The sequence below is a fragment of the Flavobacterium cutihirudinis genome, assembly GCF_003385895.1.
GTDB classification, from domain to species: Bacteria; Bacteroidota; Bacteroidia; order Flavobacteriales; family Flavobacteriaceae; genus Flavobacterium; species Flavobacterium cutihirudinis.
The window spans coordinates 264568-280232 of record NZ_QRDQ01000007.1 but is presented as its reverse complement, the minus strand read 5'-3'; the positions used below and the strand labels follow the sequence as shown (position 1 = coordinate 280232).

Annotated in this window: 17 protein-coding genes; 13 read left to right on the top strand and 4 right to left on the bottom strand. The window is 32.2% G+C overall.

The genetic code is table 11. The features are described 5' to 3' along the window. Positions 1 to 679 precede the first annotated feature (679 nt). A complete protein-coding gene (locus BD847_RS01205; protein ID WP_115886446.1) occupies positions 680 to 1480 on the bottom strand; it encodes an ABC transporter substrate-binding protein in 801 nt (266 codons plus the stop codon). A gap of 69 nt (positions 1481 to 1549) precedes the next feature. Beyond that, positions 1550 to 2368: an orotidine-5'-phosphate decarboxylase gene (gene pyrF, locus BD847_RS01200; protein ID WP_115886445.1), complete on the bottom strand. Its 819-nt coding sequence runs from the start codon at positions 2366 to 2368 to the stop codon at positions 1550 to 1552. 290 nt (positions 2369 to 2658) lie between these two features. On the opposite strand from pyrF, the gene BD847_RS01195 reads away from it, so the two are divergent. The 11 genes from BD847_RS01195 (at position 2659) to BD847_RS01145 (ending at position 9191) form a co-directional block, all read left to right on the top strand. After that, positions 2659 to 3129, top strand: a complete 471-nt coding sequence (locus tag BD847_RS01195; RefSeq protein WP_115886444.1) for a Dps family protein — start codon at positions 2659 to 2661, stop codon at positions 3127 to 3129. A gap of 106 nt (positions 3130 to 3235) precedes the next feature. Beyond that, positions 3236 to 3421: a CsbD family protein gene (locus tag BD847_RS01190; protein ID WP_115886443.1), complete on the top strand. Its 186-nt coding sequence runs from the start codon at positions 3236 to 3238 to the stop codon at positions 3419 to 3421. A 160-nt stretch (positions 3422 to 3581) separates the two neighbouring features. After that, on the top strand, positions 3582 to 4133 hold the full coding sequence (locus BD847_RS01185) for a helix-turn-helix domain-containing protein (RefSeq protein ID WP_115887309.1): 552 nt from the start codon (positions 3582 to 3584) through the stop codon (positions 4131 to 4133). Between the two features lie 21 nt (positions 4134 to 4154). Continuing rightward, a complete protein-coding gene (locus tag BD847_RS01180) occupies positions 4155 to 4604 on the top strand; it encodes a response regulator (RefSeq protein ID WP_115886442.1) in 450 nt (149 codons plus the stop codon). Between the two features lie 15 nt (positions 4605 to 4619). Then, positions 4620 to 6404: a sensor histidine kinase gene (locus BD847_RS01175; RefSeq protein WP_115886441.1), complete on the top strand. Its 1785-nt coding sequence runs from the start codon at positions 4620 to 4622 to the stop codon at positions 6402 to 6404. Positions 6405 to 6603: 199 nt separating this feature from the next. Beyond that, a complete protein-coding gene (locus BD847_RS01170; RefSeq protein WP_115886440.1) occupies positions 6604 to 7179 on the top strand; it encodes a DUF4142 domain-containing protein in 576 nt (191 codons plus the stop codon). Between the two features lie 40 nt (positions 7180 to 7219). Beyond that, positions 7220 to 7861, top strand: coding sequence for a porin family protein (locus tag BD847_RS01165; protein WP_115886439.1), 642 nt, complete (start codon positions 7220 to 7222; stop codon positions 7859 to 7861). A 34-nt stretch (positions 7862 to 7895) separates the two neighbouring features. Next, positions 7896 to 8048 carry a lmo0937 family membrane protein gene (locus tag BD847_RS01160; RefSeq protein ID WP_115886438.1) on the top strand — a complete coding sequence of 51 codons (153 nt, stop codon included), beginning with the start codon at positions 7896 to 7898 and terminating at the stop codon, positions 8046 to 8048. A gap of 50 nt (positions 8049 to 8098) precedes the next feature. Further along, complete coding sequence (locus BD847_RS01155; protein ID WP_115886437.1) at positions 8099 to 8383, top strand: YtxH domain-containing protein; 285 nt, start codon at positions 8099 to 8101, stop codon at positions 8381 to 8383. A gap of 36 nt (positions 8384 to 8419) precedes the next feature. Next, a complete protein-coding gene (locus BD847_RS01150) occupies positions 8420 to 8782 on the top strand; it encodes a hypothetical protein (RefSeq protein WP_115886436.1) in 363 nt (120 codons plus the stop codon). A 31-nt stretch (positions 8783 to 8813) separates the two neighbouring features. After that, on the top strand, positions 8814 to 9191 hold the full coding sequence (locus BD847_RS01145) for a hypothetical protein (protein WP_115886435.1): 378 nt from the start codon (positions 8814 to 8816) through the stop codon (positions 9189 to 9191). A 303-nt stretch (positions 9192 to 9494) separates the two neighbouring features. On the opposite strand, the gene BD847_RS01140 is transcribed toward BD847_RS01145, so the two are convergent. Both BD847_RS01140 and prfA read right to left on the bottom strand, forming a co-directional pair. Next, positions 9495 to 10826, bottom strand: coding sequence for a DUF5723 family protein (locus BD847_RS01140; protein WP_115886434.1), 1332 nt, complete (start codon positions 10824 to 10826; stop codon positions 9495 to 9497). A gap of 573 nt (positions 10827 to 11399) precedes the next feature. Then, the gene (gene prfA, locus BD847_RS01135) at positions 11400 to 12476 is read right to left on the bottom strand and encodes a peptide chain release factor 1 (protein WP_115886433.1); all 1077 of its coding nucleotides are present in this window, start codon (positions 12474 to 12476) and stop codon (positions 11400 to 11402) included. A gap of 347 nt (positions 12477 to 12823) precedes the next feature. Between prfA and BD847_RS01130 the strand changes: the two genes are divergently transcribed. Beyond that, the gene (locus tag BD847_RS01130; protein ID WP_115886432.1) at positions 12824 to 14710 is read left to right on the top strand and encodes a phospholipase D-like domain-containing protein; all 1887 of its coding nucleotides are present in this window, start codon (positions 12824 to 12826) and stop codon (positions 14708 to 14710) included. A gap of 18 nt (positions 14711 to 14728) precedes the next feature. Further along, complete coding sequence (locus tag BD847_RS01125) at positions 14729 to 15601, top strand: hypothetical protein (protein ID WP_115886431.1); 873 nt, start codon at positions 14729 to 14731, stop codon at positions 15599 to 15601. Positions 15602 to 15665: the final 64 nt, after the last annotated feature.

Here is a 15665-nt window from a genome sequence, read left to right as displayed (position 1 = left end):
GAATCAAGTTATAAAAAACCTTAACGTAAGTCCAACAAAGTAATAACAAAACCTTAACAGCAAAACATCCATATATGTCTGACCTTTGTAATGTAATAAACTGGTTATTTATTATTTTGGTTTTGGTTAGTTAAATGATGCCGACGTCTTCGAGATGCCGGCATTCTTTTTTTGTATTATTTTGTTTCAGGTTTCAGGTTCTCTTAGTTTCATGTTGCCTTACTTTGGGTTATTTTTACCACAAAAAGTGCAAAGTTTTTAACTCCGTAAATTTTGTATAAAAAACTCAATCCCGATAGTTATCGGGAGCGAAGCTTCATGTAGAAAACTTTGCGCCCTTTGCGTTCCCGATAGCTATCGGGATTACGCCCTTTGCGGTTAACTATGCGCTCCAACAACAACCTGAAACCTGAAACTTGAAACAAAAAATAAGACATTAACTTATATTCAACAAAGTAATAACAAGATCTTAACAGCATACTATTGATATAAGTCGGATCTTTGTACTGTAATAAACTGGTTATTTATTATTTTGGTTTTGGTTAGTTAAATAAATGCCGGCGTCTTCGAGATGCCGGCATTCTTTTTTTGGTTAAATCCCAAGAAAAAAATTCCAAATTCCAATTTAAGCAAGTTTGCATTTTGGAATTTGGAATTTAAAATATTGGAATTTTTCTTTTTAATTTTTCAATCTTTCGTGTAGTACTTTAAAATACGCAAAAGCCTTTACTAATCTACTACCGTGCCAGGAGAACATTTCGCCATCTACGAAGATTGTTTTGGCATGATGTGTAAACCTTCCTATTTCAAAAGCATCTTCTTCTTTGAAAGGATAAGGTTCAGAGGAAAGAAAAACGATGTCTGGATCGCCTTCTAAACGCATTTTCTTTAATTCGATTTCAGGATAACGACCTTTATCTTCATAAATGTTTTTGAAATGATTCAGTTTTAATAACTCATTTATATAAGTGTCATTTCCGGCCACCATATAAGGAGTCTTCCAAATAAAATAAGCGGCTTTTTTAACTTCAATATCCTGAATGTATTTTTTGAAATCGCTCAAGGCGAAAGCCAATTTGTCGTTCCACTTTTGAGCTTCGGTTCTACAGTTGAAGATTTGACCGAAGTCTGAAATCATTTGAAAATTGTCTTCTATTGAAACTATATTCGTGACCCAAACCGGGCAAATTTCTTTTAATTGATTTACAATTTCCTCGGTATTTTCTTCTTTATTGCAGATGATAATATCGGGCTGCAAAAGCTTTATTTTTTCAAAATGAATCTTCTTGGTTCCGCCGACAATCTTTTTAGTAGATTTTAAATGATACGGATGCACACAAAACTTCGTGATTCCGATGATTTTTTCTTCCAAACCTAAATCATAAAGCAATTCCGTTTGAGAAGGAACCAATGAAATGATTCGTTTTGGAGCAGTTTCAAAAGAATGAACGGTTCCCAGTTGATCAATGAGTTGTTTCATAGTATTCAGTCGCAGTCTCAGTTTACAGTCTCAGTTTAGACTGGGACTGTAAACTGAGACTGTAAACTTTTATTTATTAGCAATAATATCAGCCATTTCCTGCTGCACTTTCAAAGCTTCTTCTCTGGCCTTTTCAGCAAAATCAGTTCCTTTTGAAGCGTAGATAATTGCTCTTGCAGAGTTTACCAATAATCCAACTTTATCATTCATTCCGTATTTACAAACTTCAGATAAGCTTCCGCCTTGAGCGCCAATTCCCGGAACTAACAAAAAGTTGTCCGGAACAATTTTTCTAACATCCGCAAAATATTCTGCTTTTGTAGCTCCAACAACGTACATTAAGTTTTCGCTGTTTTTCCAAGTTTTAGACGTTTCTAAAACTTGTTTGTAAAGCTCTTTTCCGTTTGTATTTAAAGTCTGAAAATCAAAAGCACCTTCATTTGAAGTTAAAGCCAACATAATTGTATGTTTATTTTCGAAGGCCAAAAAAGGCTCAACAGAATCTTTTCCCATATATGGAGCAACCGTTACACTGTCAAAATTCAAGTCTTCAAAAAAAGCTTTAGCATACATGCTTGAAGTGTTTCCAATATCGCCACGTTTTGCATCGGCGATTGTGAAAATTTCAGGATAATTTTCGTTGATATAATTAATTGTTTTTTGCAGCGACATCCATCCTTTTATTCCATATGCTTCAAAAAAAGCGGTATTTGGTTTATATCCAACCGTTAAATCATGCGTTGCATCAATTATAGCTTTATTAAATTCGAAAATAGGATCTTCGGTTTCTAATAAATATTGTGGCATTTTATCCAAATCAGGATCTAAGCCAACGCATAAAAATGATTTTTTTTGAAGAATTTGTTCGTGAAGCTGTTGTGTTGTCATAGTGTGTTTTAATAGTGCGGCAAAATTACAAATTATAATTGTGAATTGTAAATTGTGAATTGTGAATTGTTGTCTGGCGGAATTCAAGCCCACGTTCTAACTGGTGCGTCCTAAAACTCCCTTCAGGGTAAAAATTGATATATTTTAAATTTCATTATCTAATTATCTCATTGCCAAATTATCCAATTATCTAATCCACATTGAATTCATATAACAACCTATCAAAATTATATAATAAAAAAGAAAAGCTTCCTTTCTACTTTTGATATCGAACCTTAAATCAGACCGTTATGAGCCCAAATATTGGAATATCTACATCAAATTTAAAAAAGAGTACAAGTATATTAGCCACAATTTTATCAAATGAAATGACGCTTTACGTTAAAACAAGAAAATTTCACTGGAACATTTCAGGAAATAGTTTTATGGAGCTTCACAAATTATTTGAAGATCAATATCGCGTTTTAGAAGCACAAATCGACGAAGTTGCTGAACGCATCAGTCAATTAGGAGAAAAAACAATCGGAACTATGAAAGAGTTCATTGAAAATTCAACACTAAAAGAATCTCCAAAAGAATATACTTCTCAAAAACATATGTTGGAAGAACTTCTTGAAAATCACGAACAAATGGTAACCGAATTTCGAGATTATCTTCCGGTTTTTGACGAAACGAACGATGCCGGATCTGCCGATTTTGTTACAGGATTGCTACAAGAACATGAAAAAATGGCCTGGGTTCTTCGACGTTATCAGGTTTAGAAAAAAAAATAGAAATGCGAATTATGAAAGGATAATCAAAAGTAATGTAACGACTTTCAAACACATAAATCGCAATTTTACAAATACAAATTTAAAACAGAAAATCATGAATACTACAGAGATAAAAGGAAACTGGAATGAGTTGAAAGGAAAGTTAAAACAAAAATACGCAGAGCTGACAGATGATGATCTGATGTTTGCTGAAGGAAAAAAAGACGAGATGTACGGAAAACTTCAGCAAAAACTGGGAAAAACTAAGGAAGAATTTCATCAGATATTGTCAGATTTGTAAAACCTTCTGACTCAATCCGAAATACCGTCTAGTAACAAGTATATTAGGCGGTATTTTTTTGAAAATTTTAATGTTTTTTTTCACATTTAATAAATCTCTAACTATCTTTAAAGATAACACCAAAAATAAATTAAGTATCTTTAACCAAATTTCTTATAAAATGAAACTATTTATAAAATTTGACATTAATACCATTTGCTCGCTTTTTTTGAAACACAATCTGGATCAGCATAATATAAATTTTACAAGTCTTGGTTTTGGGGAAATTGAGATTAATGATAATCTGGATGCCGAAGCAATGGAAGCTTTAAAGAGCAAATTAAGCCCTTGCGGTTTTGAAATAGTGGAAAACCAAAAAAGTGTTTTGGTTCAGAAAATCAAGGATGCCATAATTGAACTTGTTTTCATGGAAGACAGCAATAACTATAAAAGTTCTGTATTTTTGGCAGAAAAACTAAATCATAGTTACGGTTATTTATCGAATGTTTTTTCGGAAGTAACGTATTCGTCTATCGAAAATTTTATCATTTTACAAAAAATTGAAAGAGCCAAACAATTAATTATTATTAATGAAATGAGTTTGACCGAAATCGCTTTTTTACTTAACTACTCAAGTGTTGCGCATTTGAGCACACAGTTTAAAAACACAACCGGAATAACGCCATCGGCTTTTCAGAGAATAATTAAGAAACGAAGAGAAAATTTAAAATAAAAACCCAAATACCACACTAAAATGCAAAAAAACGCATTATATATTTTATTAGCGGATGATGATGAGGATGATCGTCTTTTTTTTAAGGATGCCTTTGAAGAAATCAAAATACAGACCAACGTCGATTTTGTTCATGACGGAATGCAATTGATGGATCATTTAAACAATGCTGACAATAAACTTCCTGATATTTTGTTTCTGGATTTGAACATGCCAAAAAAAACAGGAAAAGAATGTTTGATTGAAATAAAGAAATCGGACCGACTGAAAGATATCATTATTGCCATCTATTCTACTTCGTCATCTGAAGAAGATATTGAGGACACCTTTATTCAAGGAGCAAATATTTACATCAAAAAGCCAAGTGATTTTAATACGCTGAAAAAAATAATTAATGAGGTCGTGACTGTAAACTGGCACTATCATACCTCTGGGTTAAATCGTGATAATTTCCTGTTGCGACTCAAATAACAATTGCATCAAATAATGAAATGGATACCAAATTTTAATTCTTCAAACTCATTGAGAGTTATTTTTGTAATCGCAGTTTTCATTCTGTTATTCCTTTCTTCAATTGCTTACAAACATAATCAGAGCCTGAATGAATCAAGCAAACTGGTTATGCATACGTATGAGATCAACATACAATTAGAAAAATTAATGTCGGCGATTAAAGATGCCGAGACAGGTCAGCGTGGTTATATCATAACGCGTAACGGCCGATTCTTAACTCCGTATCTTTATTCGCGCGACAAGGTAAATGCTTCTTTTATTACCTTAAAAAAACTAACTGCCGATAATCCTGTTCAGCAACAAAATCTGGAACGTTTGTTTAAATTGATTATTCAGCGTTTTGTTTCTTTCGAAAACTGTCTAAAATACAGTGATCCAAAAACTTATGATAAAAGAAAACTCGACAATCATATGTTTGGCGGAAGAATCTTAATGGAAAACATTCGTTTTCAGGTAGATAAAATGAATGATATCGAAAAGAAATACATGGAAAGAAGACAAAAGATCTACGACCAGGAAATTTCTTTAAGCCCTATTTTCTCGATTTCATTATTCCTTACAGCCCTACTTTTCATATTATTGGCGTATCGTCAAATCAGTAAAGATTTTGAGCGTTTAAAAATTTTCAATAAAAAACTACTAATATCTAGTGGCTTAATGGCCGAATCTGAAATTATAGGAAAATTCAGTACCTGGCAATGGGATTTAGATGCTTCAAAAATTGATTATTCTGACAATCAGTTTCGTTTATTGGGTGTTGAACCCAATTCTTTTGTTCCTGAAAAAGAATCTTTTCTAAATTTTGTACATCCTGATGATCACGATGCTGTTGCAGATTCTATGGAAGGTATTTTACAGAAAAAGAAATTGCCTTTTATTTACTATAAAATCATACGTCCGGATCGTGAAGTAAGATATTTTAAATCAACCGGAAAATTATTGACGGATCAGCAGGGAAGTAATATCTTACTCGGAATCAATTTTGATATTACCGATGAACATTTGCTCAATATCGAACTTCAGGAACGTAATAAAGAATTAGAAAAAAGCAACAAAGAGCTTGCTTCTTTTAATCATGTTGCCAGTCACGATTTACAGGAACCTTTGCGAAAAATCCAGACTTTTATTTCGAGAGTTTCAGAGGCCGACAAAGCCGTTATGTCTGACAGTGCGAGAGAATATCTTTCTAAAATTGAAAGTTCGGCAAAACGAATGCGTGTTTTAATTGATGATTTGCTTTTGTTTTCGAGAACCAATACCACTAAAAAAGAGTTTTTGAAATCGAATTTAAATGAATTACTTGAAAATGCTGAATCAGAATTAGCGGAAGTAATTCAGGAAAAGAAAGCCATTATTACAACAACAAAATTACCGAAGCTTTCTGTTATACCTTATCAGATCGAACAGTTGTTTATCAATTTAATTGGAAATTCATTAAAATACAGCCAAGCAAATTTGACTCCCGAAATTAAAATTGAAAGCGAAAAAGTTTTATCAGCAAATTATCCTGAATTATTGGATCAATCCATTAAAAAATTCCATAAAATTACTTTTTCAGATAACGGAATGGGATTTGACCCTCAATTTAAAGAAACCATTTTTGTTCTTTTTCAACGTCTGTATTCTAAAACAGAATATCCAGGAACCGGAATTGGACTTGCCATTTGCAAAAAAATTGTCGAAAATCACAAAGGCTATATTTTAGCAGACAGCGTTCCCGGAAAAGGGTCTGAATTTACCGTTTTTCTTCCGGAATAAATCTAAAACATTTTTAATAAAGTCAGCGTTTACTACAGCTTAATAAACTGTAGTAAACGCTTTTCTTTTTATCCCAAAACCATTCTAAAGCCTTAATATACTTGTATTATGGGAATTATATAAAGTTTCTTTTTTATGCTGTAAAGCAAAAGAAGGTATTCGTTAGCATCTTTGTAATGTAATATTTTATGAAGTAATAATGAAAACAAAATCCTTTGTAAAAGCAACGATTATAAAAGTCTTTTCATCCTTTATTATAGTCGCTTTTTTTTCATCATGTGGAAAGAAAGAACATAAAAATGAAAGTGCTTTTAAAACCGAAACTTTGACAAGAAACAAACAGCAAAATGATAAAGAACAAATTGAAGCTTCATTCTTTATCGCAACTGCAAATGTGAGTAATACCATTATTTCAAAAAGTCAAATTGCACAAAAACGTTCTGAAAATTTATTGGAATTAAGCAAAAAAATTGAAAATCAACAAAATCAATTATTGCAGAATGTATCTGAAATGGCAAATAAAAAGCTCATTATGATTACTGATATAAATGCGATTCATAAAAGAGATTTATATGAATTAGTTGATTCTAATGACTCTGTCTTTAGCAAAACATATCTTAATTCGATTGCAGAATCATTGTCAGAGCAGATAAAATTGCTTGAGAAAATATCGACAGAAACTAATGATGAAAAGATTTTAAAATTGGTTTTGGAATTTTTGCCCGAACAATATGAACTTTTACGTGAAACAGAAAAAACAAAAACAGAATATTAAGTAAACGCCTTATATCTATTATTAACTAAATTTTTAAATTATGAAAATGCAAACTAATTTTCTATGCGCCTTAACCCTATTTTTATCAGCTTCATTTGGAATGCTGCACGCTCAGGACAATAATGTAAACACCGAATTTGGTGTAAAAGGAGGATTCAATATGTCGAATCTATATAACAATAATGCTGACGACGAAAATATATTGTACGGATTTAATGCCGGTGTATACGCCACGTTGCCAATCTCGGATTTTATCGCCATACAACCCGAAATCTTGTTTACTACAAAAGGTGCAGAATTGGAATACAACAATGCCTTTGTAAGCGGAACAGGAAAATTCAAACTAAATTATATTGAAGTTCCTTTGTTAGTGAGAGTAAATGTTACTAAAAACTTTAATATTCACGCCGGTGGTTATGCATCGTATCTGGTAAGTTCTAAAGTTTCCGGCGATGGAGATTTTAACTTCGACGAAGACATTGACACAGACGACTTAAACAAATTTGATGCTGGTTTATCAGCCGGTGTCGGAGTAGATTTTAATCCAATTAGTATTGGTTTACGATACAATTACGGATTAACAACTATTGGAAAAGAAAGAACAGTTGCAGGAACAACTTATACCGTTCCGGATGCAAAAAACAGCAACCTTACTTTATACTTATCTTATAAGTTAAATTAAACAGCAATTAATTAACCCCTTAAATATAAATACCATGTCAAATTTATTATATACAATCGCAGTTATACTGGTTATTCTTTGGGCTCTTGGGTTCTTTGTATACAGCTTCGGAAGTATCATACACATTTTATTAGTGATTGCTATTGTTGCCGTATTGCTTAGACTTATTAAAGGCAGGGAAATTTAAAATTGAATCAACATTAAATAATTATATTAATCTATTAAAAATCAAATATTATGAAAACGAGTAACACCATTTTAGGAATTGTTGGAGCTGCAGCTGCAGGAGCATTATTAGGAGTATTATTTGCACCGGATAAAGGTTCAGAAACTAGAAAAAAAATCAAAGATAAATCGAAAGATTACGGAGACAACTTAAAAACAAAGTTTGACGGAATCGTAGACACAATCAAATCAAACGGAAGAGAGATTGTAGATGAAGGAAAATCAAAATTTAACCAAGTTAAAGATGATTTCAATGCAATCAAAGACGAAGCAAAAACCGTAAAATCGAACTACTAATATAAGTGAGATTTCTAAACCATAAAACCCTATACCATGGAAACAAATGCAACAACAAACGAGAATTTAAATCTTTATGAAAAAGCAGAGAACTATACTAAAACGAGTTTGGAATTACTTAAACTCAAAACAGTATGTTCAGTTGCAGATGTTGTTTCAACATTAACATCAAAGATAGCAGTCGGGATTGTTGTTGCATTTTTTACCCTGTTTCTTAATATAGGGATTAGTTTATGGGTTGGTAAAGAACTTGGAGAGTATTACTATGGCTTTTTCATCATGGCACTTTTCTATCTCATTGTTGCCATTGTGATTCATAAAACGCATCACAAATTAATAAAAACGCCAATTGGTAATACTATTATTTCAAGTATTCTAAAAGAAGAGAATAAAAACTGATTTTAACTATTAATAACTAAAACAGACTATTATGGAGCCTATTTACACTATTGATGAATTAAATCAGAGAATAAAGCTTTTAGAAAATCGTCAGGACGCCGAGTGGTGTTCTATAAAAGATGAAATCGACGATATCAAAGAGAATTTAAAACCTATTAATCTGATTCGAAATACGGTTGAAGAAATCAACGAAAGTGTTGGTTTTAAAAGCCACCTCGCACAATCTGCGATCAGCATCGGAATTGGCTATCTGGCTAAAAGATTTATAGTCGGAAAAAGTGATTCGATGTTTAAAGGGATTTTAGGCTCAATCGTTCAGCTGGTTGTCACCAATTTGGTTTCAAAACCACAACACGAATCTTCAGATGAACCTTCGCAAGAAGCATCATCACAATACGAACCATCATAAAGAGTAATTTGTTTAACTAAAATTTTATATCATGGAAAAGTTAAGCCATATTGTAATAAAAAACGGTGTATACATGTACTCTAACCTATATAAATGTTTTGAATACACAAGAGTATTTCTAGGTATCTAGCTCGTTTATACGTTTCTTTAATTAAATTAAACGGTTAAATGGTTAATACAGACTATAAAAAAAGCTGAATATACTAAAAGTATATTCAGCTTTTTTGGTACAAAGGTTCAGAGGTTCAAAGGCGCAAAGGTTTTTCCTTTGAACCTCTGAACCTTTGTTTCTTTGTACCTTAATTAATTATAATTCTGATAAATAGGCAATTTCAAACCAACATAAATATTGGCTCCTTTTGAATTATTCGAAAACAAATTCGAGATAATAGAGCCTGAACCAACGAATAAAGGTCCGGCTCTAAAACCAGTTCCGATTTGTATTCCGCTGTATTCCATCCAGGTAACCGGAACATAGAAACTGAATTGTCTGGTTTCATAACGAGGTGTAAACGTAACCGAATTAGCAATTGTAGTTCCGTTGATCTTTTTTGCATCTACCAAACCAAAATCTCCACTTAAATTCAGATAAAATTTTTGGTTAATATTCCAGTCAAACGAAGTGTGAAGCGCAGTTGGCAAATTGGCTTTCACTCCTTTTCTTGATGCTATTTTGGTATAATTGGCATCAAAAAATTCGAAGATATTATCTGCACTATCAATATCATCCTGCGAAACTCTTCCTGTTAAGTCGTAGGTGTTTTCAGTAAGATTTCTATAATTCAGTTTTCCGATATCCGTTACCGAAACGGCAGCTTTATATTTATAACGATTTCCAATACAAGTATGGCAGTTCGTACGATATTCATACGTAAATCCTAAATCAACTCCAACGCCCGCTGATGCAGCATCAAATTCAGGATCTTTGCCATTTTCGTAATCGTAACTTGCAGCGGTTTTTAAACTACCTGTCGAATAATACTCACTAAGTTCCGGATTCGTTTCGTTTTTATTGAAAGCAACACTCAAATCTCTTCCGTTAATATAACCGTTTACACCAGCCATAAGATACTTTAGCGTAATTCCTCCTTTAACAAAATGATCATCACGATCAAGCAAAACGGTAGCATAACTCGCTCCAATTTCTGCCCAGGAATTCGTTACCGCATTAGGGCTACCACCTTGAATAAGAAAACTCTTCGAGGCATCAATATCTTTGCTTACTTCGTCGATAAGCTGTCCGTTTACATCAACAATATTGGTAACGCTTCTAACGCGTGAAAAAAGCGCAATACTATGTACAGGCGTAATATTAAGCGTAAAAGAAGGACCTAAAATATCGATATTAAAATTTCCCTGATTATTGTTTTTTATATTTTTGCTGGCGTCGTTCTCGAAGTCATAATTTCCTCCAAAAGCTTCTCCAAAATTAATTCCGTACAAATCATTTTGTCCAGTTCCGCTGGCAGAAAAAATAGTCACATCCGATTTATACTTAGAATCTACAATCACAGACGGATTAAATAAAACGCCCTGAATTCCGGCGTAATTATCATCTCTAAATCCGAAATACGATTGCGATCGCGCATAAAAAAAGCTTCCAAAGAAGCAAAGTAAAAGTAAAATTCTCTTCATAAATTGGTTAGGTTGGTTTATCTATTTTGTTTTTAAAGGCAGGCAAATATCGAACAAAAAAAATCATAAAAAAAACTTAACAAACCATTGATTCGTTAAGTTTTTTTTATGATTCTAAGTTGCTAAGATACTGAGATACTAAAGCTTTAAAAACAGTATTATTAATCTTACTCCTTAAACATATGCTGTAGTATTGTCCTTAATTTAAATATGGAAAAACTTTTTAAACTAATTTTTACTGTTCTAAAACTTTACAATAATTTCTTGAAAAAATAACTTTTTCTCTGAGAGGTGCAAAGTTGCAAAGTTTTCTTCATTATAATAAAGACAAAGCTTTAAAACATAGCCCGTGGTTTCAACCACGGGAAACGGATTGCAAATTTATCGCATCCCAACGAATCGTTATCACATTACGTTCTCGTGGTTGAAACCACGGGCTATATTTAGAGTTTGATTATGTCTCAGCATAAGACCAAAAAAAAGCCGAACATAAGTTCGGCTTTTAATATTTTAAAGCTCAAAGAAAAAAAACTTTGAACCTTTGTCTCTCTGTCACTTTGAACCTGTGTACGATTAGTACACCTCAGAAGCTTCTTTCAATTTCTCCATATTGTTCACCAATTGAAGCTCGGCAACAATTTTCTGAATATCACCATTCATGATGTTTCCTAAATCGTAAAGTGTCAAACCAACACGGTGATCGGTTACACGACCTTGCGCGTAGTTGTACGTACGAATCTTAGCCGAACGGTCACCAGAACTTACCTGAGAACTACGTTTTGTAGCATCTTCTTCTTGTTTTTTCGCCAATTCCATTTCGTACAAACGAGAACGTAATACGATTAAGGCTTTGTCTTTATTTTTATGCTGCGATTTCTGATCCTGACATTGCGCCACCAATCCAGTTGGAATGTGCGTTAAACGTACAGCCGATTTCGTAGTATTTACCGATTGTCCTCCAGGTCCTGATGAACAGAAGAAATCTACACGAACCTCGTTCATATCGATTTGAACATCAAACTCTTCTGCTTCCGGTAAAACCATAACAGTCGCCGCCGATGTATGCACACGACCTTGCGTTTCAGTCTGCGGAACACGTTGTACACGGTGAACACCCGCTTCAAACTTCAAAGTTCCGTAAACATCCTCTCCCGAAACCTCAAAAATAACCTCTTTGAAACCTCCTGAAGTACCTTCGTTCATATCCACAACAGATGTTCTCCATCCTTGTGACTCACAGTATTTCGTATACATTCTGAATAAATCCCCTGCAAAAATACTCGCTTCGTCCCCACCCGTTCCGGCGCGGATCTCCACCATAACATTTTTAGCATCTTCAGGATCTTTCGGAATCAACATAAATTTGATTTCCTCCTCTAGTTGAGGCAAGCGTTCTTTTGCTTCGTCAAGCTGCATTTTGGCCATTTCGACCATATCAGCATCGCTTCCGTCAGCAATAATTTCGTTTGCTTCGTCAATATTTGCTAAAACAAGAATGTATTCTTCTCTCTTTTCAACCAAAGCTTTTATGCTTTTATATTCTTGGTTGAGTTGCACATAACGTTTTTGATCAGCAATAACATCCGGCTGAATAATCAAATCCGAAATCTCATCAAAACGCTGCTTTACATATTGAAGTCTATCTAACATTTTCTAATTCCTTTTATTGGACTGCAAAATTACAAAATTTTTGTGGAAAATTCTAGTGGTTATTTTTTGGGATTTTTGATGATGATTTTCATGGGTTTTATTTTTAAAAACAGGGGTTTTTACTTGATAATAGGTATAGATTTTATACGATGTTTGTTTTGTGTCTAAATTACATTTTTACTCAAATAAAAACTTGTTGACATGATGACTAAATTAAAAGAGTTATTATCACTTTACGGTTTTCCGTATAGAGCTTAATTCATTAGTAGTTATGTTTGAAAAAGTTTTTACTATCAAATGAGCAAATAAAATAATCTTTTCCCAAAAACAAATACAACAAAAATAGTATGAATGATCTTATTACAAATGGTACAGAAATCAAACAAAGAATCATTTCTGAAATAAATAATGCATGTCAAGTTATTTACTTAGCGATGGCCTGGTTTACAGATAGAGATATTGCAATGGCAATCATCGAAGCAAAAAACAGAAATTTAACTATAGACATTATACTGTCTTCAAATTCTCAAAATGAGACCGTAAAATTAATGTTAAAGGGAGCCGGAATCAAGGTGCATGCCTTTGAAACAGGTGATGTAAGAGGTATAATGCATCACAAATTTTGTTTAATCGATAATAAAATCTCAATTAATGGCTCATACAATTATTCGATAAATGCAAGTAATAATAATGTTGAAAATATTCAAGTGTCGGATGATACAAAAATTTATTCTCAGTTTTTGACTGAATTTGAGCGTCTACGATATAATATTGATCATAATATTGGTGTAAACAATACTTCCCATACACCACCTCAACAAATCCAACTTCCACAACCTTTGAATATTATCGATACTTTTTCGCAACAATTAAACAATCTTGTTTATTCTGCTGCGCAAATTAATACTGATGAATACAAAAAGAAAGGCTATGAAGATTCAAAAGAAAATCAAGGCAATATTGATATTTTTAGGACAGAATATAATAATATAAGAGAAGAAATTAAAACATATGCAACTGACGAAGGATTAAGTAGTAAAAAAAACATTTTAACTTCTAATATAACAAACGCGTTTGAAAGTGCAAAAGCAAATCTAGAAATAGAAAAACAGGACAAAATAACAATCGAAAAGAGAAACAGCGAATTAGAAAAGCGACAAATTAAAGATAAAATATCAGAATTAAAAGCAGAGAAATCTATTCTCGAATCAGGCAACCAAAATACAGGCGAAAAAGGATTATTGCAAATAAATAAAGAAATTGAAAAAAATAAAATTGAAAGAAGAGCGCTTGAACAATCTTTCGTTATAAAAAAGTTTTGGACAATCGGAACAATATTAATAATATTTGCATTGGCAACTTTCGTCTTTTACCTATCTATTTTCTTTGCTTCAGCAATTTATAAAGTTTTTTTTGAAGGCAATATAATACGCACTTCATTAGAAGTTGGCATAAATCCGGGAATTCCTCAACTTGTGGATGCAAATGCAATAATTAAAATTTTTAAACAGCAAGGAGCATTATTTGGCTTCATTGCGACTCTTTTCTTTCTTATTCCAGTTTTACTATCTAATTTAAAAATCCTTGGCAGTGAAAATAAACTTTTAAATAATATTATGTTTTGGGTAGGTCTACTGGTATTTGACATCTTAGTTTCCACAATGGTTGCAATCAATACTGACGAAATAAAATGCTTATTAGTAGGGCAGAAATCTACAATGCAAATTTGGGAAGTGGTAAAACATGGCGAGTTTTATCTAATATTTACTTTTGGTATGTTCCCTTTAATTCTTACACATTTTTTAATTGATTTTATAATTGATGCATATAAAAAATCACAGAGAGAAATAGTGGATGCTGAAAAAAATAAAAACATTCAATCTTTAGACGAGGAAATGTTAGATTTAAATGTGGAAAAAGAATATTTATTAAACAAGCTTAAAGAAAAGGAAGATGAGATAAATGACAACAATTTTAAAATTTTAAACTTGGAAACAGAAATTAATAATTGTGAAAATCACATAAACAGTAAGTATAGTGAATTACAAAAACAAATTAAAGTAATATTTGATGACTTTAGCGCAAAAATACTCAGTGGCAAAATTTTTACTGACGTAATTCTAGATAGTGTTATTTCTGCTTATAAATCAGGATTTGTAGAACATCTCCCAAAATATTATGCAACAGATGAAGTAACAACCAGAGTTAAAGAAATAGAACAAACAACAACTTAATAAATTTAAAAAACTGGAATGAAAAAAATTTTAATCTTTTGCTCTATATCAATTGCATTAGTTTCGTGCACTCCCGAATCTCAAAACAAGAATCTTACATATCAAAATATCGTGATAATTTCCGATATGTCAAGTCGTTTAGACAATAAACCTTCGAAAGACATAGATGAAATTCATAAAATAATTATTTTTTTTAAAAATGAATGCGTTAAGCCTGGTGAAAAAATTGGAGATAAATCATCTATTTCTTTTTCACCTTTTTCACAAAAAACTATAACTGCAATTGATTTAGAAAAATATAAAAACTTGGCTGAAAAACAGAGTTTTATTAACTCTACAGGGAAGTACAAAAATAATGGACTTGCTAAACAAATAGAAGATTTTGAAAGTAAAGTAAAAATTGCCTATGCAACTACCAGAAATAAAGGCTTGGATTTGATAAGCATTCTAATTGAAAAAATCGAAAATGAAGCCATTATTAAAAATGATACATCTTTTGTGAATGGCATCGACACAACTTTCATAAAATACGACAATCATATCTATGTATTTACAGACGGTTATTTAGAATATCTTAATAAAAAAGGAAATAGTCAGTTTTATTTCAGCAATTCCGAAATTGAAAAAGTAAGACAGTTTTCTAAAAGTAATAATATCGATATATCAAAAGCACTTGAAATGGAAAGCTCATTAGGTCTTCCAACTGAGAAAAGCAATAAGAATAAGCAAATCAACCTTCATATATTAGAAACGCACGAAAGAGATAAAAACAATCAATTGCAATCATATAAATATCCTAAAGGTCTACGAGATAATGAAATTCTTCAAGCAGTTTGGAAAAAATGGACTTTAGATAGTGGTTTTAAAAGTTTTGAATGGAAAAAGTATTGATTTGGAAACCCGCTCTCCTAAGTGTTCTTTCTGAAACCCTACCCAAATGTCCCAACTCTACGAA

Coding starts and splice junctions, on each gene's coding strand:
- BD847_RS01185 (WP_115887309.1), top strand. CDS start 3,582: ATGAAACTATTTATAAAATTTGACATTAATACCATTTGCTCGCTTTTT.
- BD847_RS01145 (WP_115886435.1), top strand. CDS start 8,814: ATGGAGCCTATTTACACTATTGATGAATTAAATCAGAGAATAAAGCTT.
- prfA (WP_115886433.1), bottom strand. CDS start 12,476: ATGTTAGATAGACTTCAATATGTAAAGCAGCGTTTTGATGAGATTTCG.
- BD847_RS01160 (WP_115886438.1), top strand. CDS start 7,896: ATGTCAAATTTATTATATACAATCGCAGTTATACTGGTTATTCTTTGG.
- BD847_RS01130 (WP_115886432.1), top strand. CDS start 12,824: ATGAATGATCTTATTACAAATGGTACAGAAATCAAACAAAGAATCATT.
- BD847_RS01155 (WP_115886437.1), top strand. CDS start 8,099: ATGAAAACGAGTAACACCATTTTAGGAATTGTTGGAGCTGCAGCTGCA.
- pyrF (WP_115886445.1), bottom strand. CDS start 2,368: ATGACAACACAACAGCTTCACGAACAAATTCTTCAAAAAAAATCATTT.
- BD847_RS01165 (WP_115886439.1), top strand. CDS start 7,220: ATGAAAATGCAAACTAATTTTCTATGCGCCTTAACCCTATTTTTATCA.
- BD847_RS01180 (WP_115886442.1), top strand. CDS start 4,155: ATGCAAAAAAACGCATTATATATTTTATTAGCGGATGATGATGAGGAT.
- BD847_RS01190 (WP_115886443.1), top strand. CDS start 3,236: ATGAATACTACAGAGATAAAAGGAAACTGGAATGAGTTGAAAGGAAAG.
- BD847_RS01195 (WP_115886444.1), top strand. CDS start 2,659: ATGAGCCCAAATATTGGAATATCTACATCAAATTTAAAAAAGAGTACA.
- BD847_RS01150 (WP_115886436.1), top strand. CDS start 8,420: ATGGAAACAAATGCAACAACAAACGAGAATTTAAATCTTTATGAAAAA.
- BD847_RS01125 (WP_115886431.1), top strand. CDS start 14,729: ATGAAAAAAATTTTAATCTTTTGCTCTATATCAATTGCATTAGTTTCG.
- BD847_RS01170 (WP_115886440.1), top strand. CDS start 6,604: ATGAAAACAAAATCCTTTGTAAAAGCAACGATTATAAAAGTCTTTTCA.
- BD847_RS01175 (WP_115886441.1), top strand. CDS start 4,620: ATGAAATGGATACCAAATTTTAATTCTTCAAACTCATTGAGAGTTATT.
- BD847_RS01140 (WP_115886434.1), bottom strand. CDS start 10,826: ATGAAGAGAATTTTACTTTTACTTTGCTTCTTTGGAAGCTTTTTTTAT.
- BD847_RS01205 (WP_115886446.1), bottom strand. CDS start 1,480: ATGAAACAACTCATTGATCAACTGGGAACCGTTCATTCTTTTGAAACT.